This window comes from Moraxella pluranimalium (genome assembly GCF_002014825.1).
Taxonomy (GTDB): Bacteria; Pseudomonadota; Gammaproteobacteria; order Pseudomonadales; family Moraxellaceae; genus Moraxella; species Moraxella pluranimalium.
The window spans coordinates 87,620-106,813 of sequence record NZ_MUYU01000012.1 but is presented as its reverse complement, the minus strand read 5'-3'; the positions used below and the strand labels follow the sequence as shown (position 1 = coordinate 106,813).

Annotated in this window: 18 protein-coding genes and 1 tRNA gene; 9 read left to right on the top strand and 10 right to left on the bottom strand. The window is 48.4% G+C overall.

Annotated elements, in window-relative coordinates; genetic code table 11:
* Window positions 1–25 precede the first annotated feature (25 nt).
* From B0680_RS05330 to B0680_RS05300, 7 genes are all read left to right on the top strand, one after another.
* On the top strand, window positions 26–790 hold the full coding sequence (locus tag B0680_RS05330) for a BON domain-containing protein (protein ID WP_078254060.1): 765 nt from the start codon (window positions 26–28) through the stop codon (window positions 788–790).
* Window positions 791–932: 142 nt separating this feature from the next.
* Complete coding sequence (locus B0680_RS05325) at window positions 933–1,178, top strand: BolA family protein (protein WP_078254059.1); 246 nt, start codon at window positions 933–935, stop codon at window positions 1,176–1,178.
* A gap of 22 nt (window positions 1,179–1,200) precedes the next feature.
* Complete coding sequence (gene murA / locus B0680_RS05320) at window positions 1,201–2,463, top strand: UDP-N-acetylglucosamine 1-carboxyvinyltransferase (RefSeq protein ID WP_078254058.1); 1,263 nt, start codon at window positions 1,201–1,203, stop codon at window positions 2,461–2,463.
* 83 nt (window positions 2,464–2,546) lie between these two features.
* Window positions 2,547–3,203, top strand: coding sequence for an ATP phosphoribosyltransferase (hisG, locus tag B0680_RS05315; protein WP_078254057.1), 657 nt, complete (start codon window positions 2,547–2,549; stop codon window positions 3,201–3,203).
* A gap of 42 nt (window positions 3,204–3,245) precedes the next feature.
* Window positions 3,246–4,547: a histidinol dehydrogenase gene (gene hisD, locus B0680_RS05310; protein ID WP_078254056.1), complete on the top strand. Its 1,302-nt coding sequence runs from the start codon at window positions 3,246–3,248 to the stop codon at window positions 4,545–4,547.
* A 39-nt stretch (window positions 4,548–4,586) separates the two neighbouring features.
* Window positions 4,587–5,672 carry a histidinol-phosphate transaminase gene (hisC, locus tag B0680_RS05305; protein ID WP_078254055.1) on the top strand — a complete coding sequence of 362 codons (1,086 nt, stop codon included), beginning with the start codon at window positions 4,587–4,589 and terminating at the stop codon, window positions 5,670–5,672.
* A gap of 156 nt (window positions 5,673–5,828) precedes the next feature.
* Window positions 5,829–7,358 (top strand): fumarate hydratase, encoded by a 1,530-nt coding sequence (locus tag B0680_RS05300; protein WP_456080957.1) that lies wholly within the window; start codon window positions 5,829–5,831, stop codon window positions 7,356–7,358.
* Between the two features lie 213 nt (window positions 7,359–7,571).
* Here B0680_RS05300 and B0680_RS05295 read toward each other — a convergent pair whose 3' ends face one another.
* The 10 genes from B0680_RS05295 to pstS form a co-directional block, all read right to left on the bottom strand.
* Window positions 7,572–7,982, bottom strand: coding sequence for a hypothetical protein (locus B0680_RS05295; RefSeq protein WP_078254053.1), 411 nt, complete (start codon window positions 7,980–7,982; stop codon window positions 7,572–7,574).
* Between the two features lie 460 nt (window positions 7,983–8,442).
* Entirely contained in the window at window positions 8,443–9,714 is a 1,272-nt protein-coding gene (gene rho / locus B0680_RS05290) for a transcription termination factor Rho (protein WP_078254052.1), read from the bottom strand.
* A 288-nt stretch (window positions 9,715–10,002) separates the two neighbouring features.
* A tRNA-Gly gene (locus B0680_RS05285) sits at window positions 10,003–10,078 on the bottom strand.
* Between the two features lie 164 nt (window positions 10,079–10,242).
* Window positions 10,243–11,742 (bottom strand): Ppx/GppA phosphatase family protein, encoded by a 1,500-nt coding sequence (locus B0680_RS05280; protein WP_078254051.1) that lies wholly within the window; start codon window positions 11,740–11,742, stop codon window positions 10,243–10,245.
* Between the two features lie 3 nt (window positions 11,743–11,745).
* Window positions 11,746–12,804, bottom strand: coding sequence for a phosphate regulon sensor histidine kinase PhoR (gene phoR, locus B0680_RS05275; protein WP_078254050.1), 1,059 nt, complete (start codon window positions 12,802–12,804; stop codon window positions 11,746–11,748).
* 2 nt (window positions 12,805–12,806) lie between these two features.
* On the bottom strand, window positions 12,807–13,499 hold the full coding sequence (gene phoB / locus B0680_RS05270; protein WP_078254160.1) for a phosphate regulon transcriptional regulator PhoB: 693 nt from the start codon (window positions 13,497–13,499) through the stop codon (window positions 12,807–12,809).
* Between the two features lie 198 nt (window positions 13,500–13,697).
* Window positions 13,698–14,498 carry a phosphate ABC transporter ATP-binding protein PstB gene (gene pstB / locus B0680_RS05265; RefSeq protein ID WP_078254159.1) on the bottom strand — a complete coding sequence of 267 codons (801 nt, stop codon included), beginning with the start codon at window positions 14,496–14,498 and terminating at the stop codon, window positions 13,698–13,700.
* An 85-nt stretch (window positions 14,499–14,583) separates the two neighbouring features.
* On the bottom strand, window positions 14,584–15,465 hold the full coding sequence (gene pstA / locus B0680_RS05260) for a phosphate ABC transporter permease PstA (RefSeq protein ID WP_078254049.1): 882 nt from the start codon (window positions 15,463–15,465) through the stop codon (window positions 14,584–14,586).
* An 18-nt stretch (window positions 15,466–15,483) separates the two neighbouring features.
* Window positions 15,484–16,449, bottom strand: coding sequence for a phosphate ABC transporter permease subunit PstC (gene pstC, locus B0680_RS05255; protein ID WP_078254048.1), 966 nt, complete (start codon window positions 16,447–16,449; stop codon window positions 15,484–15,486).
* An 84-nt stretch (window positions 16,450–16,533) separates the two neighbouring features.
* Window positions 16,534–17,520, bottom strand: coding sequence for a phosphate ABC transporter substrate-binding protein PstS (gene pstS / locus B0680_RS05250; RefSeq protein WP_407661998.1), 987 nt, complete (start codon window positions 17,518–17,520; stop codon window positions 16,534–16,536).
* Window positions 17,521–18,009: 489 nt separating this feature from the next.
* Here pstS and B0680_RS05245 point away from each other — a divergent pair, with 489 nt between their 5' ends.
* Window positions 18,010–18,834, top strand: coding sequence for a M48 family metallopeptidase (locus tag B0680_RS05245; protein WP_078254046.1), 825 nt, complete (start codon window positions 18,010–18,012; stop codon window positions 18,832–18,834).
* Window positions 18,835–18,852: 18 nt separating this feature from the next.
* Window positions 18,853–19,182 (top strand): BolA family protein, encoded by a 330-nt coding sequence (locus tag B0680_RS05240; protein ID WP_078254045.1) that lies wholly within the window; start codon window positions 18,853–18,855, stop codon window positions 19,180–19,182.
* Window positions 19,183–19,194: the final 12 nt, after the last annotated feature.

The following is a 19,194-nucleotide window of genomic DNA, read 5'->3' as shown; positions in this document are numbered from 1 at the left end:
TACTTTGATAAATGGGAAAGTTGTTATGAAAAAAGTATTTGCCGTATCGATGATTGCTATTTTGAGCGCAGGATTGGGTGCGTGTGCGACCAGTGGCACGGACAGTGTGGGCGCTGATGCGATGGGTCGTACCATCCCTGAGCGTATCAGTGATGAGAGTATTGAGCTGACCGCGCGTCGCAATCTATCAACCATCCCAGGGATTAATGAGAATAATGTGCGTATTGCCATTGACAGCTACCGCCGTGAAGTTCTGCTAACAGGTGAAGTACCAACCGAGCAAATCAAAGTAGAAATCGGACGCACTATTGAGTCGATGCGTGATGTGCTCAAAGTGTATAACTATCTGACCGTCACCGAAACCCCAAAAAGCCAAAGCCACACCGTGCACGAAAACTACCTACGCTCAAAAATCGGCACACGACTACTGGCTGAGCGAGGTATCAAATCATCACAGTACAAAGTCATCGTCCGTGACCGCACTGCCTATGTGATGGGTTATATGACGCCGGCACAGCAGGATTATATTTTGCAAGCGATTCAAGCGACCCCGGGCATGGCGATGGCAGTGACCTTGACGACGCTTGTCACCGATGGCGAAGTAGCCAGCCTGCCAGATGCGACCGCTACCAGTACCAATCAGCCAGCTGATAGCAGTACGGTCTATGGTGGCGATGCCCAAGATTCAGGCTATGCCCTACAAGAAATCTATACGCCAAACGCCAGCACGACCGCCCCTGTCAATACCGCCCCTGTACTTGGTGGTCAAGGCGGACAAACTGCCCAATAATTGACTGATTTTTTGGGATATTTTTATCAAATTTTCAAGGTGAATTGATAAAAATTTTGGTATAATAATTCTTTTGCAATAAACCCCTGTACTTACTTAACTAACCATTGTACAGGTTTTGTCAGTAATCAAAGAGATGTCAATGAATTCAGATGATTTAATCGCACTACTTCGTCCACACTTTGTCGATGCACATATCGAAGCGGTCAATCAGGGTAATAAATTTGAGCTACTTATCGTGGATAATGCTTTTGAAGGCAAGCGATTGGTGGCTCGTCAGCAGATGATTTTTGCTTTGGTCAACGAACACATCCAAAGCGGTGCGATGCACGCCTTGACCATCCATGCATTGACCCCTGCTGAATACGACGCTCGCAAATCTAACTGATTGATAAATAAAGAGAATACGCATGGATAAATTTAAAATCACGGGCAAAAGCCGTATCGCAGGCGAAGTGACCATCTCTGGCTCAAAAAATGCCGCTTTGCCACTGCTAGCTGCGATGCTATTGCCAAATGATGAAACCGTACTGCACAATGTGCCAACGCTCAAAGACACCGAAACTTTGGTCAAGCTGATTGCAGGTACAGGCGTCAAGATTAAAAAAGAAGGCAACACCGTCGTGGCAGATGCTCGCACGGTGACTGATTATTATGCACCGTATGAGCTTGTACGCACCATGCGCGCATCGATTTTGGTGCTTGGCCCATTGCTCGCTCGCTTTGGTGAAGCGGAAGTGTCACTACCGGGCGGCTGCTCAATCGGTTCTCGCCCTGTGGATCAGCACCTAAAAGCCTTTGAAGCACTAGGCGCAAGCATCACCGTAGAAAATGGCTATGTCAAAGCCAAAGCACCAGCAGGCGGTCGTCTGATTGGCTGTGATTTTAGCTTTGATATGGTAACCGTCGGCGGTACTGAGAATGTCATCATGGCAGCTGCGCTTGCTCGTGGTACGACTCGCCTAGAAAACTGCGCCACCGAACCTGAAGTGGTGGATTTGGCGAATATGTTGGTGGCGATGGGTGCTAAGATCAGCGGTATCGGCACGACGACGATGATTATCGAAGGCGTGGATAGCTTGCACGGCTGTGAGTACAGTGTCATCGCTGACCGTATCGAGACGGGTTCATACCTAGCCGGTGCGCTGATGAGCGAAGGCGATGTACTGACCAAGAACACATCGGCAGAGTTTTTGCACCCAGTGCTCAAGAAATTTGAAGCGATGGGCGCAACCATCACCACAGGCGATGACTGGATTCGTGCGGTGATGACAGGCCGTCCAAAGGCGGTGGATATTCGCACTCAAGTGCATCCAGGTTTCCCAACCGATATGCAAGCACAGCTGATGGCGGTCTGCTGTTTGGCAGAAGGGACGAGCACCATTATCGAAAACATCTTTGAAAATCGCTTTATGCATGTGCCAGAGCTACAACGCATGGGCGCCAAAATCCGTGTCGATGGCCATACTGCCATCGTCGAAGGTGTCGAGAAATTCACCCCTGCGCCTGTGATGGCGACTGATTTGCGTGCATCGATGTCGCTGGTGATGGCGGCGGCGTGTGCCGAAGGTGAGAGCATCATTGACCGCATCTACCATATCGACCGTGGTTATGATGATGTCGAAAACAAACTAAGAGCCTTGGGTGTCAATATCGAACGCATCAAGGGCTAAGATAAAAACGCACCAAGATGATTTGGTGCGTTTTTTCATGATAATGTATAGACAAGATTTGATGAATAAGCTGAGAATTTATCATGGCTGATCCAATCCAAACTGCTGATTTTGATGGCTTGACCATTGCGCTATCCAAAGGGCGCATCCTAAACGAAACTTTGCCGCTGTTTGCCAAAGCAGGCATTGCCCCGCTTGAAGATATGGAAAAATCTCGCAAGCTGATTTTTGAGACCACTGACCCGTCGGTGCGTTTTTTGATTTTGCGAGCATCTGATGTGCCGACTTATGTTGAGCATGGTGCAGCAGATATCGGCGTGGCGGGCAAAGATGTGCTGATGGAATATGATGCACAGGTGTATGAGCTGCTTGACCTTGACATCGCCAAGTGCCGTCTGATGACCGCAGGCATCAAGGGCAAAGCCTTGCCAAATCGTCGCCTGCGTATCGCCACCAAATATGTCAATGTCGCTCGTGCTTATTATGCCAGTCGTGGCGAGCAGGTGGACATCATCAAGCTGTACGGCTCGATGGAATTAGCACCGCTTGTGGGCTTGGGCGATTTGATTGTCGATGTGGTGGATACAGGCAACACCTTGCGTGCCAATGGGCTTGAGCCACTTGAGACCATTTGCCAAGTGTCATCACGCTTGATTGCCAATCCGGTGAGCCATAAGCGAAAACTTGCCAAGCTTGAGCCGATTTTACAGATTCTACAAACTGCGGTGCAGCAAAAATAACACCAAGCCACACAAAAGCAGCCTGATATATAGGAAATTATGATGAAAATTTTAAATTCAACCAGTGCAGATTTTCAAGAAGAACTTGCCAATTTGCTTGCTTTTGAAACTGTGACAGATGCCAGCTTGATTGCCACTGTCGATGCCATCATCGCTGATGTGCGTGCTCGTGGCGATGTCGCAGTGCTTGAGCTGACCCAAAAATTTGACCGTCATCCTGCCCAAAGTATCGATGAGCTATTTATTAGCCAAGATGCACTCAAGGCGGCATTTGATGGACTTAGCGATGAAGTGGCAGGCGCGCTCAAGCTGTCTGCTGAGCGTATTTTTGCTTTTCATCAGCACCAAGTGGACGACGGCTTTCGCTTTACTGACAGCTTAGGTAATCAGCTTGGACAAAAAATCACCCCGCTTGATAGCGTCGGCATCTATGTCCCGGGCGGTTTGGCAAGCTACCCATCATCGGTGCTGATGAATGCCATCCCTGCCAAAGTCGCAGGCGTGGCGAACATCACGATGGTCGTGCCTGCCCCAGATGGACAGCTTAATCCACTGGTTTTGGCGGCGGCACACCTAGCAGGCGTGGATACGGTGATTACCATTGGTGGCGCGCAGGCGGTGGCAGCACTTGCTTATGGCACAGCATCGATTGCCAAGGTGGATAAAATCACAGGGCCGGGGAACAAATTTGTCGCCGCTGCCAAGCGAGCAGTATTTGGGCAAGTGGGCATCGATATGATCGCAGGGCCGTCAGAGGTGCTGGTCTATGCTGAGGGCGAGGCAGCGGATAATGCGAAGTGGTTGGCGATGGATTTGTTATCCCAAGCTGAGCATGACACCGTGGCGCAGGCGATTTTTGTTACCACCAGTGCCGAGCAATTACAAGCGGTGGAAACAGCGATTGAGTCGGCATTGGCACGTTTACCAAAGGCAGACATCGCAAGAGCAGCGCTAAAGAATCGCGGTGCGTTGATTTTGGTCAAAGATCGTCGCGAGGGCATGGCAGTGATTAATCAGGTCGCACCTGAGCATCTTGAGCTGTCACTGGATGATCCTGAGGCAGTGCTTGATGACATTCGCCACGCAGGTGCGATTTTTATGGGTCGTCATACCCCTGAGGCGATTGGCGATTATTGTGCAGGCAGTAACCATGTATTGCCAACATCGGGCACGGCAAGATTTTCATCACCGCTTGGCGTGTATGATTTTCAAAAGAAATCATCACTGATTTACTGTACCCAGACGGGTGCGGTACCACTTGCCAAGACCGCTGATATTTTGGCCATCGAAGAAAATTTAGAAGCGCACGCCTTGTCAGCACGCTATCGCCATCAGGCAAACTGAACAAGCAACAGCTTTGACCAATAAACAAAAGGAAATCCCATGACGATTGATACTCGCCTTTGGAGCGACAAGGCAAAAAGCCTGACGCCGTATGTGCCAGGGGAGCAGCCCAAGCATGATAATTTGGTGAAACTTAACACCAACGAAAACCCATTTCCACCTAGCCCAAAAGCGGCGGCGGCCATGCAAGCGGTGCTCGCTGATGAAGCGGCGGCACTGCGTCTGTATCCTGAGCCTGAGTCAGATCATCTGCGTGATGCATTGGCGGATTATTATGGTCTTAGTCGCGATGAAGTTTTTGTGGGCAATGGCTCGGATGAAGTGCTGGCACTGGTGTTTGCGTGTTTTTTCAAAAAAACTCGCCCACTGCTGATGCCTGATATCAGCTATAGCTTTTATCCTGTTTATGCCGATACTTTTGGAGTAGATGCCCAAACTGTACCACTCAATGATAGCTTTGGCATTGATGTCGATGACTACGACAAGCCATGTGATGCCATTATTCTTGCCAATCCGAATGCACCGACGGGCAAGCTGCTGCCACTTGATGACATTCGCACGCTTGCCACACGCCATCCTGATGCGATCGTGGTCATCGATGAAGCGTATATCGATTATGCTGATGATGTCAAGGCGGCATCAGCAATCGCACTGATTCGTGAATTTGATAATATCGTCGTCACCCAAACTTTCTCAAAATCTCGTGCACTGGCAGGTCTGCGAGTGGGTATGGCATTTGCCAATCCAAGTCTAATTGCAGCTTTGATGGCGATGAAAAATAGCTTTAATAGCTATCCGCTGGATCGTGTGGCACAAGCAGGGGCAGCGGCCAGCGTGGCAGATCGTGAATATTTTGAGCGTCGTCGCACCGAGGTAATCGAGCTGCGTCATCAGCTGACAGCGGATTTGGTGGCACTGGGTTTTGATGTATTGCCATCGGCGGCGAATTTTGTTTTTGCCACTATTGCAGGTCAAGATGCTGCTGATATCGCTGCCAAACTTCGCAGCGAAGGCGTGATTGTCCGACATTTTAAGCAAGCACGCATCAAAGATTATCTGCGAATCAGTGTCGGCACTGCTGAGCAGAACGCACGATTGATTGAAGTTTTAAAACAAATTTTATAATTTTTGAAATTTTTTCAATCATAGTAATTGACAAATATGGGTGAATTTTTATCATAAATAATGGTAGAATAAATTCATCACAATGGGTCTTGGCGGATGCCAAGATAATATCAGCCGTTTGGCGTGCTTACGCCAAATTCGCCAACAAAGGAAGTCATCATGACCGTAATTAAGCAAGAAGATTTTATTCAAAGTATTGCCGATGCGTTTCAGTTCATCAGTTATTATCATCCGACCGACTACATCGAAGCACTGGTCGAAGCACTAGAAAAAGAAGAAAACCCGGCTGCCAAAGATGCAATGACGCAAATTTTGGTCAATAGCCGTATGTGTGCCGAAGGTCATCGTCCGATTTGCCAAGATACTGGTATCGCAACGGTGTTTTTGAAAGTGGGCATGAATGTTCAGTGGGATGCGACGATGAGCGTTGCTGACATGGTGAACGAAGGTGTACGCCGTGCCTATAACCACCCTGATAATACTTTGCGTGCATCTGTGCTGGCTGACCCAGCGGGCAAACGTGTGAACACCAAAGACAACACCCCTGCGGTCATCCATATGGAAATCGTCGCTGGCGATAAAGTGGAAGTGACCTGTGCAGCCAAAGGCGGTGGTTCTGAGAATAAATCAAAGCTTGCTATGCTAAACCCATCAGACAGCATCGTGGATTGGGTGCTAAAAACCATCCCAACCATGGGCGCAGGCTGGTGTCCGCCGGGCATTTTGGGTATTGGTATCGGCGGTACGCCTGAAAAAGCGGCACTACTTGCCAAAGAGTCGCTGATGAGCCACATTGACATCCATGAGCTACAAGCCAAAGCCAAATCAGGTGCAGAGCTAAGCACTGTCGAAGCACTACGCCTTGAGCTGTACGAAAAAGTCAATGCGCTGGGCATCGGTGCACAGGGCTTAGGCGGTCTGACCACTGTCTTGGATGTCAAAATCCTAGACTACCCAACGCACGCCGCATCAAAGCCAATCGCAATGATTCCAAACTGTGCTGCGACTCGCCATGTGGAGTTTGAGCTAGATGGCTCAGGCCCTGTAGAGCTGACACCGCCAAGCCTAGATGTCTATCCTGACATCACTTATAACCCTGAAAATGGCAAACGCATCAATGTCGATACCTTGACCAAAGAAGAAGTGGCAACTTGGCAAACGGGCGATGTACTACTATTGAGCGGTAAAATCTACACCGGCCGTGATGCAGCGCACAAGCGTATGACCGATATGCTCAATAACGGCGAAGAGCTGCCTGTGGACTTCACCAACAAGCTGATCTACTATGTCGGCCCTGTCGATCCTGTGCGTGATGAAGTGGTCGGCCCTGCAGGCCCAACGACGGCAACTCGTATGGATAAGTTCACTCGCCAAATGCTTGAGCAGACAGGACTGCTTGGCATGATTGGTAAATCAGAGCGTGGTGAAGCAGCGTGCCAAGCCATCGCCGATAATAAGGCGGTGTATCTGATGGCAGTGGGCGGCTCAGCCTATCTGGTCTCAAAAGCCATCAAACAAGCCAAAGTCGTGGCATTCCCTGAACTGGGTATGGAAGCGATTTATGAGTTTGAAGTCAAAGATATGCCTGTCACCGTCGCTGTCGATAGCAGTGGTAGCTCAGTGCACGCCACCGCACCAAAAATCTGGCAGGCCAAGATTGGCAAAATCCCGGTGACTGAAGCCTAATCAGACCTTGCGGTCAAAATATCGTCCAGTCTTGTTGGCTGGGCGTTTTTTTGTGTCTTTGCTTGGGCTGTGATGTATGGGTGATATATCACCGCCATAGCAGGTAAGTGCTTTAAAACTTAGATGAATGCACGACAATCGGACATAAAAAAAGAGAACCCAAATGAGTTCTCTTTTTGAAGAATAATTTTAGCAGTTAGGACTGCGTTAAAATTATTTTTTCTCTTCAGTTTTAGTTGCGTCAGCAGCAGCTTCGCCTTCTTTAGCGGCAGCGTCAGCAGCAGCTTCGCCTTCTTTAGCGGCAGCGTCAGCTTTAGCAGCGTCTGCAGCAGCAGCGTCAGCTTTAGCAGCGTCTGCAGCAGCAGCTTCGCCTTCTTTAGCAGCTTCGCCAGTTGCAGCAGCAGCGGCAGCGTCAGTAGCAGCTTTAGCAGCGTCAGCAGTTGCTTCTACGCCAGCTTTTGCAGCGTCAGCAGTAGCTTCAGCGCCAGCTTTAGCAGCGTCAGCAGTTGCAGCAGCAGCTTCTTTTGCAGCGTCAGCAGCTGGAGCAGCAGCTTCTTCAGCTTTTGAGCAAGCAGTTAGGGCTAGAGCAGCAACTAGTGCAGATACGATTAGTTTAGTTTGCATGGTAAACTCCAATTGGATGTATAAGTGTTTGACAGAAAAACGCCCATGAACGCATAAAAAGACTCCTTGCGACTGATGCCACCAAAAGTCCTTCTCACTTGTCCATAGGTTAATACACTGTGTGTTACGCAATAGTATATTACAATTTAGCGGAGATAAAAAACAAAATTTTTGTAAATACAGCTTAAAGTTGTAACAAAATATTTCTAAATCTGCCACATTGTATGATGTAGATCTGCTTAATCCTAAGCTTGTCTGCACCATTCTTACGCTTACAGTTCGGTGTTAAAACTATGGTAACATAAAATTGACAGTCTGACAATGTACCTTTACAAAAATTCTGCGTAATCTACCAAGAAAATTGTAAATTTTGCGCAATTTTTAATCAATTTTATGCAAGAGAATAAAAAAATCACCCACAGATAAGCATCTATGGGTGAGTGTGGTTGTAATGATGTAATTAGCTGTTTTGTGATTTTTTGATCATCTGCTCAAAGAATTCGTCGTTGGTCTTGGAATCTTTGAGTCGCTCAAGCAAAAATTCGGTGGCTTGCGAGTCGTCCATCGGCTGCATGAGCTTACGCAAAATCCACACACGGCGCAGGGTATCTTCGTCAAGTAGGCGTTCTTCACGGCGTGTGCTGGATTTTTTGATATTAATCGCAGGGAAAATGCGTCGCTCTGCCAAGTCACGCTCAAGGGTGATTTCTTGGTTGCCTGTGCCTTTAAATTCTTCAAAAATCACGCTGTCCATCTTTGAGCCAGTATCAATCAAGGCAGTTGAGATGATGGTCAGGCTGCCGCCTTCTTCGACATTACGAGCCGCACCAAAGAAACGCTTTGGACGCTCTAGCGCATTGGCATCGACACCACCGGTCAGCACCTTGCCTGATGATGGGATAACTGTGTTATAAGCACGGGCTAGACGAGTGATGGAGTCAAGTAGGATGACGACATCTTGTTTGTGCTCGACGAGTCGTTTGGCTTTTTCGATGACCATTTCGGCAACTTGGATATGACGCTGTGGCGGCTCATCAAAGGTCGATGCGACGACTTCGCCACGCACGGTGCGTTGCATCTCGGTGACTTCTTCTGGGCGTTCGTCGATGAGCAGGACAATCAGATAGCACTCTGGATGATTTTTGGTGATGGATTGGGCGATGGTTTGCAGTAGCACCGTTTTACCCGCTTTTGGCGGCGCGACGATGATAGAGCGCTGACCTTTACCAATCGGGGCAATCAAATCAATGATACGACCAGTCAGATCTTCGGTCGTGCCGTTGCCTGTTTCAAGCACCAGTTGCTCGGTTGGGAATAGCGGGGTTAAGTTTTCAAAAATCAGCTTATGACGGCTGCGGTCGGGAGTGTCAAAGTTGATTTCGCTGACCTTTAGAAGTGCAAAATAACGCTCGGAATCTTTTGGTGGTCTGATCTGACCTGCGATAGAGTCGCCTGTTTGTAGGTTAAAGCGGCGGATTTGGCTTGGGCTGACATAGATGTCATCAGGGCCAGCTAGGTATGAGCCTTCGGATGAACGCAAAAATCCAAAGCCATCGGGCAAAATCTCAAGCACGCCATCACCATAAATCGCTTCGCCGTTGCGTGCGTGTGTCTTTAGGATGGCAAAAATGATGTCTTGTTTACGGCTTCGTGCCATGTTTTCAAGACCCATAGCGTCAGCGATGGCGAGCAGTTCACCAACGGATTTTCGTTTTAGTTCGGTTAGATTCATAGATAGGTAAAAATGAAGTGTGTCATGCGCACGATATGTGCAAGAGAATGGATTGGTCTAAAAAAGAAAAATGCAATCAGCAGAACCTTGATTGCAAGCGTGCTAATATTAAGATGAAATTAGGGGGTTTGTCAAGTTAATTTGGCAAAATCAATTGATGGTTGTTTTGGCTAGTATTGGGTGATGGCGTGATACAGTGAATGGTGCAAACTGGTTTGGCAAAATACCATCGCTAAAAGCCGATAACAACAAAAAGCCCAAACCGTTCGATTTGGACTTTTTAAAATTTGGAGCGGGAAACGAGATTCGAACTCGCGACCCCAACCTTGGCAAGGTTGTGCTCTACCAACTGAGCTATTCCCGCATATCAGCGTTTTGCTTATTTACTTAGCATCTGTCGCTGTATGGGTGCGTATTATACAGGATAATAATCTGCCGTCAAGCGTTTTTTGTAAAAAAATTGGATTTTTTTCAAAAAAATTTCTGATTGATAAAAATATCATTGAATATCAATCAGTTAAATACTTATCAAACACCAGTCACCGACAGACCAATGCCCCATTTGGCGAACCATGTTGCTTCATCGCTGATGTCGATGACACACGCCTGATGTTCTGGCTTGTCGATTTGGACTTGGATATGCCAATGCTGGTCGCTGGTGATGTCAAGCTTGAGCTGTTGTTTGCCAAGCTCGGTACGGCTGTGATTGGCAACGACAGCGATACGCAGCAGTAGGGCGAGCGTTGCCAATTTGCGACCGCCGATTTGTTGTAAGAGGTCCAAATCATTGGCGGTGATGCCACGACGATGATAGCGAACCAAGCTTGAGAGTTTTTGTTGGTCGGTACGGCTAAAGCCTGCCATATCTGCGTGCTTGAGCATATACGCACCATGCTCATGATAGCCACTGTGTCCGATGGCTTGTCCGATTTCGTGTAAGAGCGCCGCTCGCTTGAGTAGTTGTTCATTGTCCAAGGACAGATGCAGGGTATCAGCGACTTGGTCAAAGAGTGCTTGGGCGGTTTTGGCGACTCGTTTGGCTTGTTTTTTGTCCACGCCAAATCGCTCCATCAACGCCAAAACGCTATCATCACGCACATCATCACTGCCAAGACGGGACAATAGGTCGTACATGACCCCTTCACGCAGTGCACCGTCACAGTAGCGCATCAAGCGAATACCAAAGACCTTCATCACAGCGAGTAAAATCGCCACCCCAGCAGGAAAAAACGCCTTGCGGTGCGCCTTGACACCAGCAAAATCAATCTCATCGACATGACCGCACGCCACCAAAGACGCACGCAGCTGCTCCACGCCTGCGATGGTAATATCATCACCGAGCCCAAAGCCTGCCAAAGCTTGCTTGATGACTTTGATAGTGCCTGATGAGCCAAGCACTTCTTCAAAGCCTGTTTTTTTGTAGCGGTTGGCGTGCTGAATGATTTCTTTTTGGGCGGCATAGATGGCTCGCTCAAAGGCAATGTCGCTGATTTGACCATCTTTAAAAAACCGCTGAGTAAAGCTCACCGAGCCCATCTGCGCACTTTCGGTGAGTAAGGGGGTGAGCCCTTTGCCGATAATCAACTCGGTTGAGCCACCGCCGATATCGACGACCAGTCGCTGGCGTGTGCTATGGCTTGTGTGGCTGACGCCCAGATAGATGAGTCGGGCTTCTTCTCGTCCTGAGATGATTTCGATAGGCACAGGCAAGATGGCATTGGCTTTTTGAATAAAGTCATCACTATTGATGGCTTGGCGTAGAGCATTGGTGGCGACCACACGCACCCGATTGATAGGCACATCGACGAGCCGACCGGCAAAGCGTGCCAAGCAATCTAGCCCACGAGCTTGGACGGATTCGGATAAGTGGTTATTCTCATCTAGTCCTGCACCAAGCTGTACTTTTTCGCTCATAGAAGCGACTTTTTTGAGCTTATCGCCGTGGCGTTCGGCGATTGCCAAATGAAAGCTATTTGAGCCTAAATCCACCGATGCCAATTTATCGAGCTCTTGTCTGATTAAATCCATGTCTTATCCTAGGCTTGGCGTTGGCAACACAGTATCTGTGGTGGCTGACAGTCGGGTGAATTTGCCATCAATGAGCTTGGCTGATGGGAATATAATGCGAAAAGTTGAGCCTGCGCCTTCTTTGGATTCAATCTCAAGTCTAGCATCGTGCTTATTGAGTACGTGTTTGACAATGGCAAGCCCAAGCCCTGTACCACCTGTGGCACGACTGCGACCGCTATCCACTCGATAAAATCGCTCTGTTAGGCGTGATAAATGCTCATGGCTGATACCGATGCCGTCATCAATGACGCTTAGATGTGCCGTATCGCCCACTTCTTCCCAGATGATATCAATCTCACCGCCTGCAGGGGTGTATTTGATGGCATTGGTAACAAGATTTAAAATCGCACTGTACAGATACGACTCGATGCCGATGATATTTTTGGCGGTGTCAAGATGGATATCAATCACATGACCAGATTGGTTGCTGGCTTGGGCGTTGTCAAAAACCTGCATCAGTAGTCGTGGCATATCTACCATCAGCTCAGGCTTGCTCTCATCACTCTCAAGCCGAGACAGCATGAGCAAATCATTAATCAGCTCATTCATACGCACGGCTTGCTCTTGCATGAGTTTCATGCCCCGTTGCCACACAGGGGGAATGTCAGGCGTGTGGGTGAAATTTTCTAAATACCCCAAAATCACCGTCAAAGGCGTACGCAGTTCATGCGATACATTACCCACAAAATCCGTCTTCATCTGCTCAAGATGATGCAGGCGTGTATAATCTTGGATACTAATCAGATGTCCATCGTCAAATGGCAAAATCCGCAACAACAGCACATCGCCTGCCACGCATGGCGACGGCGCACGAAACTCATAGGGCTCGCTTGGGCTGGTATTCAGATGCGTCGTGATTTGCTTGGCGATATCATTGCCAAACAGCTTGGCTAAATCAGTCGCAGCAGCGTCTAGCAGTAGCTCGTCTGCGATACGGTTCTTGTACTGGATGTGCCCATCATAGAGCAGTACCACCCCTTCACTGAGTGCGTCTAATATGGCAGGTGTCGTGGGTGTCATGATTATTTTTCCGAAAAGCGATAGCCCGTGCCACGCACAGTCTGTATAAAGCCATCTGCATCATAGGGCTTGAGTAAGTTGCGTAGTCGGCGGATATGCACATCAACCGTGCGTTCATCGATATAGACATTGCCACCCCATACCGCATCAAGAATCTGCGCACGGGTATAGGCACGCTCAGCATGACTGACAAAAAATAGCAACAAGCGATATTCGGTGCTACTCATTGATACTTCTTCATCGCCTGACATCACCCGCTGACTGGCGGTGTTGATGGTCAATGAACCAACGCTCATCGTCTGCTCGCTACTACTGCCATGCACACGGCGTAGCACGGCTTTGACACGGCTAACAAGCTCTCGGGTGCTAAATGGCTTGGTCATATAGTCATCGACACCAGCATCGAGTCCATAGACTTTGTTGTCTTCTTCGCCTTTTGCGGTGAGCATGATGATAGGAATGTCGGCGGTGGTGGGGTCTTTTTTTAGGCGTAGGGCAAAGTCAATACCCGATTCGCCAAAGGGCATCATCCAATCCAGCAAAATCAAATCAGGCTTGTGGTCAACCACGGCGACATAAGCGCTTTTGGTATCAAATGCTTGAATGGCGTGAAAGCTTGCCAACTCTAGCGTATTGACAATCAGCTCATTGATGGCAGGTTCATCTTCGACAACTAAAATCGTAGGTGTGGTCATGATGCTCTCAGTCGTGCCGTATTTGGCAAATGGATTAAGTTTTTGGGATATCCCTAGTCTAGCAAGTTTTGGGCTGATGTCAATTTTTGAGCGATATTTAGGCAAAGTTTTATCAAAATTCATCATATCGTATGCACTCATCGGACACCCTGTGATAAGGATGGCTGTGCCCAAGACAAAGGCACAGCCATTTTTTGATTAGCCGTGGCGACCTGCGATGTAGTCGGCGGTGGCTTTGTTTTTTGGTTGATTAAAGATTTGCTCAGTCTTGCCCATCTCAATCATATCACCCAGATACATATAGGCGGTGTAGTCAGAGCAGCGTACCGCTTGTTGCATATTGTGCGTGACGATGGCGATGGTGTAGTCATGCTTTAGGTCGTGGATAAGCTCTTCGATTGCACCTGTTGAGATTGGGTCAAGCGCAGATGTCGGCTCATCGAGCAGTAGCACTTCTGGACGAGTGGCGACTGAGCGTGCGATACATAGGCGCTGCTGCTGACCGCCTGATAGTGACATCCCTGATTTTTTGAGCTTGTCTTTGACTTCGTTCCATAGCGCGGATTTTTTGAGTGCCCATTCGACACGCTCGTCAAGCTCAGCTTTTGAGAGATTTTCGTACAGCTTGACACCAAAGGCGACATTGTCATAGATAGACATGGCAAATGGGGTTGGTTTTTGAAAGACCATACCGACTTTGGCACGCAGTAGATTGACATCGATGTGCCTGTCTAGGATGTTTTGGTTATCAAGGATGATTTCGCCCGTTGCTCGCATACCGTCATATAGGTCATACATACGGTTTAGGGTGCGTAGCAGGGTTGATTTGCCACAGCCTGATGGCCCGATGAATGCGGTGACTTTTTTGTCGGCGATGTCAAGATTGATATTTTTGAGCGCATGATAATCACCATAATAAAAATCAAGGTTGCGAACTTGTACTTTGGCGCTCGTCTGCTCGCTTGCGACGGCTTGGTCATCTTGCAAAAATAGTGGCATGGTTAGTGTGTCTGATGAGTGGTTGAAATTCGAGTTTAGCATGGTTTTTCTCCGATAATCTGCTATCAACGCTAGCTTGTCGTGTTTAGCGTTTGTGCTGTGAGTGGCTGATGATACGCGCGATGATATTAAGTAGTAAGACGGCAAAGGTAATCAGTAGCGCTGCTGCCCAAGCTAGGGCGTGCCAATTGTCATAAGGGCTCATGGCAAATTGATAAATGGTATTTGGCAAGTTTGCCATCGCTTGCGACATATCTGTACTAAAGTACTGGTTGTTCAAGGCGGTGAATAGTAATGGCGCAGTCTCGCCGGCAATACGAGCAAAGGCAAGCAGTACGCCTGTGATGACACCGGCTTTGGCGGATTTGAGCGTCACCATACTGACAAGCTTGTATTTGGGTGCGCCGAGCGCATAGCCTGCTTCACGCAGGTTATTAGGCACAAGCAGTAGCATACTTTCGGTGGTGCGGATGACGACAGGAATGACAATCACCGCTAGAGCAACGACACCTGCCCAGCCCGAAAAGCCACGACCATGCACCATGATGGCAAAGATAAATAAGCCGATGACAATCGATGGCGCTGATAGCAAAACATCATTCATAAAACGAGTGGTGCGAGCAAGCCAGCTGGTCTTGTCAAATTCTGCCAAATACACCCCTGTCAAAATCCCAATCGGCGTACCGACAAACAATCCCAAAAATGACAACAAAATCGAGCCAACAATGGCATTACGCAGACCACCTTCGGTCATTGGCGGTGGCGTGTCTGTTGTAAAGACAGGCATGGTCAATAAGCCGTCCATCCCGTGCCCGACCAAAGTAATCAAAATCCAAGCAAGCCAAAACAGACCAAAGACCATCGCCACGCTCGTAAACATCAAGCCTAGACGGTTGATGGCGGTGCGACGGCGGTATTTTGGCAAGTGGATGCGCTTCATAAAGGCGGTTTGGTTTGCAGAAGTCATATTCATATCCTTTGGGTATTAGTTGCCTGATTTGCGGTCAAGCTTCATCAGCATCAGCTTTGAGATGGACAGCACAATAAAGCTAATCACAAACAGAATTAAGCCTAAGTGCAGTAGCGATGACAGATGGATTTCGCTGGATGCTTCGGCGAACTCATTGGCAAGCGCTGATGTAATCGACACCCCTGATGTGAATAGACTTGCGTTGATATTAAAGGCATTACCAATCAAGAAAGTCACCGCCATCGTCTCGCCAAGCGCACGACCCAGACCTAGAATCAGACCGCCAACGACGCCTGCTTTGGTATAAGGCAGGACGACTTTCATCACCACTTCCCATTTGGTTGCGCCCATGCCATAGGCAGATTCTTTGAGCATATCAGGCACGACCAAGAACACATCACGCATCGATGACGCGATAAAGGGAATAATCATAATGGCAAGCACCAAGCCTGCGGTAAATAGACCAATACCAATCGGCGCACCGACGAACATCTGACCGATAATCGGCAGGCGAGCAAGATTCTCAATCATCCACGGCTGAACGGTTTCGCTAAACCACGGCGCAAAGACAAACAAGCCCCACATACCATAGATAATCGATGGAATACCTGCAAGTAGCTCAATGGCAATGCCTAGTGGTCGCTTCAAAATTGTCGGACATAGCTCAGTCAAAAACACCGCAATCCCAAAGCTGACTGGCACGGCGATGGCTACGGCAATGATGGATGTCACAAGCGTGCCATAAATCGGTGCAAGCGCCCCAAATTCGCCTGCGACAGGGTCCCAGTTGGCATTGGTATAAAAAGTTAGCCCAAATGCTTTGATGCTTGGCAATGCACCCACCAATAGCGAGACCAAGATACCGCCCAAGGTCAAAAGCACCATGATGGCACAAAGACGAGTTGCCCACACAAAGGCGACATCTAGGCGTCTTTGGCGAGCCAGTTTGGATGACAGTGTCGGATTGATTGTAGGATTCATAATGACTGATTTTATCTTTTAAAAATACTATCTTTAAAAATAATTGGGCTTGCAGACGACTGCCTGCAAGCCGCTTTTTTTGGATTAAAGGACAGGCTTACCGTCTGCGCCTTGTACTTGTTGCCAGCTTTGGCGGAAAGTTTCTACCGCTTTATCGCTAAATGGCACATAGTCAAGCTCAAGTGCTGCGTTATCGCCATTGGTATATGCCCAATCAAAGAACTTCAGTACACCAGCGACTTGCTCAGGATTTTGTGGGTTTTTGTGCACCAAAATAAAAGTCGCTGCTGCGATTGGCCATGCGCCTGCGGTGGCTGAATTGGTCAAGACTTGGTTAAAGCCATTATCCGCTGTCCACTCGATGTCACCGGCAGCAGCAAAGCTATCTGCAGATGGCTGTACAAATTCACCGGCGGCATTTTTGAGCGAGACATGAGCCATATCGTTTTGCTTGGCATAGGCGTATTCGACATAGCCGATTGAGTTTTTGATTTGACCGACAAAGCTTGCTACGCCTTCGTTGCCTTTACCGCCTGCACCGGTTGCGGTGGTTGGCCATTTGATTGACTTATCCACGCCGACGCCATCTTTCCAGTCGGTTGATACTTTGGCAAGATAGTCGGTGAAGTTAAAGGTCGTGCCCGAGCCGTCCGAGCGAAATACGGTGGTGATATTGGCATCTGGTAGGGTCAAATCAGGGTTTAGTGTGGTGATGGCAGCATCGTTCCACTTGGTGATTTTGCCAAGATAGATATTTGCCAAAGTCTCGCCGTCAAGCTTAAGTTTACCTGCTTCAACGCCTTCGATATTCACGACAGGCACGACACCACCGATGACCGTTGGGAACTGGATGAGACCTTCTTTATTAAGCTCGTCGATGCTCAGTGGTGCGTCTGATGCACCAAAATCAACGGTTTTGGCGATGATTTGCTTGATACCGCCTGATGAGCCGATAGATTGGTAATTGACCTGACCGCCATTGGCTACTTTAAAATCAGCTGACCACTTGGCATAAATCGGCTGTGGAAAAGATGCACCAGCCCCAGTGATATTGATACCGACTTGCTCCATGCTAGCAGGGGTAGCACTTGCTGTGGTGGTGGCATTGGTTTGGGTATCGGCTTTGCTGTCTTGGGCAGGCTTGCCACAAGCGCTCAGCAATGAGATGGTTGCGATACCGACAAATAGGGTTTTTAGTGTTAACTTTGGCATGATAGCTCCTAAATGTAAAATTAGCTTGAATGTATTGAGGGTTATTGTAGGGTGAGCAAATGACAATTTGATGACGGGCAAATGACAGTTTGGTGAACATTTCATGACAATTTGATGACATAAAATAACAATACCTGTCGCCATCTGTCACAATGGCAAACATCGCAGGATGATTTTGGAATGATTTTGAAATGTGTTTTGGATGGCTTGGCACGGCTGTGACTATCATTTGCACGGGTTTTGCATAATTATTGTAGTTTTTTGTTGAGATGGCTTTGCAGGGCAGTCAGCTTTGGTTATAATCAGTCTGATGATTTTTTTGTAAAAAGTCGATAAGGAGTATGACAAATGAAAGCGTTAAAACACAGCCTATTTGCCATGACCGTAGCAGCGGCGACCATTGCACCGATTACAGGGTGTTCTAGCACCACACAAGCAGGTGCTGTCGGTGCTGACCGCAAGCAGTTGCTATTGGTATCAAGTAGCGAGATTTTGCAATTGTCCAATCAAGCGTATCGTGAGACGCTTGCCGAAGCACGCTCAAAAGGCACGTTGGATGTGGATTATAGTCAGGTCAATCGCCTAAAACGCATTTCACAAAAGCTTATCCCGCATACGACCATTTATCGACCAGATGCTAATGCATGGAATTGGGAAGTGCACGCCATCAAAGATGACACCATCAATGCCTATGTGATGCCAGGTGGCAAGATTGTGTTTTATAGCGGTATCATTGAGCGTCTAAAGCTTAACGATGCAGAGATTGCCGCCATCATGGGGCATGAGATGGCGCACGCACTCAGAGAACATTCTCGCGAAAAAATGAGCCGTCAGATGGCAACCAGTGGCGTGCTTGGCATTGCCGCAAGCGCTTTGGGTCTATCAAGCGGTCAAGCGCAGTTGGTGGGCTTGGCAGGTCAATTGGGACTGGATTTGCCACATTCTCGCACCCAAGAAGCCGAAGCGGATAAGATGGGGCTTGAGCTGATGGCACGTGCCGGCTACAACCCAAATGCCGCCGTGACTTTGTGGCAAAAAATGGAAGCGGCTGACCGTGGTTCGATACCGCAGTTTTTGAGCACGCACCCAAGCAGTGCCAACCGCATCAAAAACTTACAAGAGCTCGTGCCGACCGTTGAGCCATTGTATCAAGCTGCCAAAAAGCGTTCTTAATCAGCAGGTGAATCGATAATGAACAGCCCAACCAAGAATGCTTTATTGACCGCATTGGCATCGCTTGCACCAACGCATATGACGCTTGATAACGAAAGCCATATGCACGCAGGCTATTTTGAAGGCAAAGAAAGCCACTTTAAGCTTGTGATTGTAAGTACAGCCTTTGATGGGATTCGCCTAGCTGCTCGCCATCAAAAGGTCTATGCCGAAGTTGCCCCGTATCTGACTGCCAATGGCGGTACGGTGCACGCACTGGCGATTCATGCTTATACCCCTGATGAATGGGCAAGTATGCAAGATGCACCCGACAGCCCGTTGTGTGCGTCTCGCCGAGCAAATAGCTGATTTTTTTTGGGC

What these genes read in the sequence shown, in the direction of transcription:
- pstA (WP_078254049.1), bottom strand. Translation starts at nt 15,465, where the DNA reads ATGACTTCTGCAAACCAAACCGCCTTTATGAAGCGCATCCACTTGCCA.
- B0680_RS05295 (WP_078254053.1), bottom strand. Translation starts at nt 7,982, where the DNA reads ATGCAAACTAAACTAATCGTATCTGCACTAGTTGCTGCTCTAGCCCTA.
- hisC (WP_078254055.1), top strand. Translation starts at nt 4,587, where the DNA reads ATGACGATTGATACTCGCCTTTGGAGCGACAAGGCAAAAAGCCTGACG.
- murA (WP_078254058.1), top strand. Translation starts at nt 1,201, where the DNA reads ATGGATAAATTTAAAATCACGGGCAAAAGCCGTATCGCAGGCGAAGTG.
- hisD (WP_078254056.1), top strand. Translation starts at nt 3,246, where the DNA reads ATGAAAATTTTAAATTCAACCAGTGCAGATTTTCAAGAAGAACTTGCC.
- phoR (WP_078254050.1), bottom strand. Translation starts at nt 12,804, where the DNA reads ATGACACCCACGACACCTGCCATATTAGACGCACTCAGTGAAGGGGTG.
- B0680_RS05240 (WP_078254045.1), top strand. Translation starts at nt 18,853, where the DNA reads ATGAACAGCCCAACCAAGAATGCTTTATTGACCGCATTGGCATCGCTT.
- B0680_RS05280 (WP_078254051.1), bottom strand. Translation starts at nt 11,742, where the DNA reads ATGGATTTAATCAGACAAGAGCTCGATAAATTGGCATCGGTGGATTTA.
- B0680_RS05325 (WP_078254059.1), top strand. Translation starts at nt 933, where the DNA reads ATGAATTCAGATGATTTAATCGCACTACTTCGTCCACACTTTGTCGAT.
- pstB (WP_078254159.1), bottom strand. Translation starts at nt 14,498, where the DNA reads ATGCCACTATTTTTGCAAGATGACCAAGCCGTCGCAAGCGAGCAGACG.
- B0680_RS05330 (WP_078254060.1), top strand. Translation starts at nt 26, where the DNA reads ATGAAAAAAGTATTTGCCGTATCGATGATTGCTATTTTGAGCGCAGGA.
- pstS (WP_407661998.1), bottom strand. Translation starts at nt 17,520, where the DNA reads ATGGAGCAAGTCGGTATCAATATCACTGGGGCTGGTGCATCTTTTCCA.
- pstC (WP_078254048.1), bottom strand. Translation starts at nt 16,449, where the DNA reads ATGAATCCTACAATCAATCCGACACTGTCATCCAAACTGGCTCGCCAA.
- rho (WP_078254052.1), bottom strand. Translation starts at nt 9,714, where the DNA reads ATGAATCTAACCGAACTAAAACGAAAATCCGTTGGTGAACTGCTCGCC.
- hisG (WP_078254057.1), top strand. Translation starts at nt 2,547, where the DNA reads ATGGCTGATCCAATCCAAACTGCTGATTTTGATGGCTTGACCATTGCG.
- phoB (WP_078254160.1), bottom strand. Translation starts at nt 13,499, where the DNA reads ATGACCACACCTACGATTTTAGTTGTCGAAGATGAACCTGCCATCAAT.
- B0680_RS05245 (WP_078254046.1), top strand. Translation starts at nt 18,010, where the DNA reads ATGAAAGCGTTAAAACACAGCCTATTTGCCATGACCGTAGCAGCGGCG.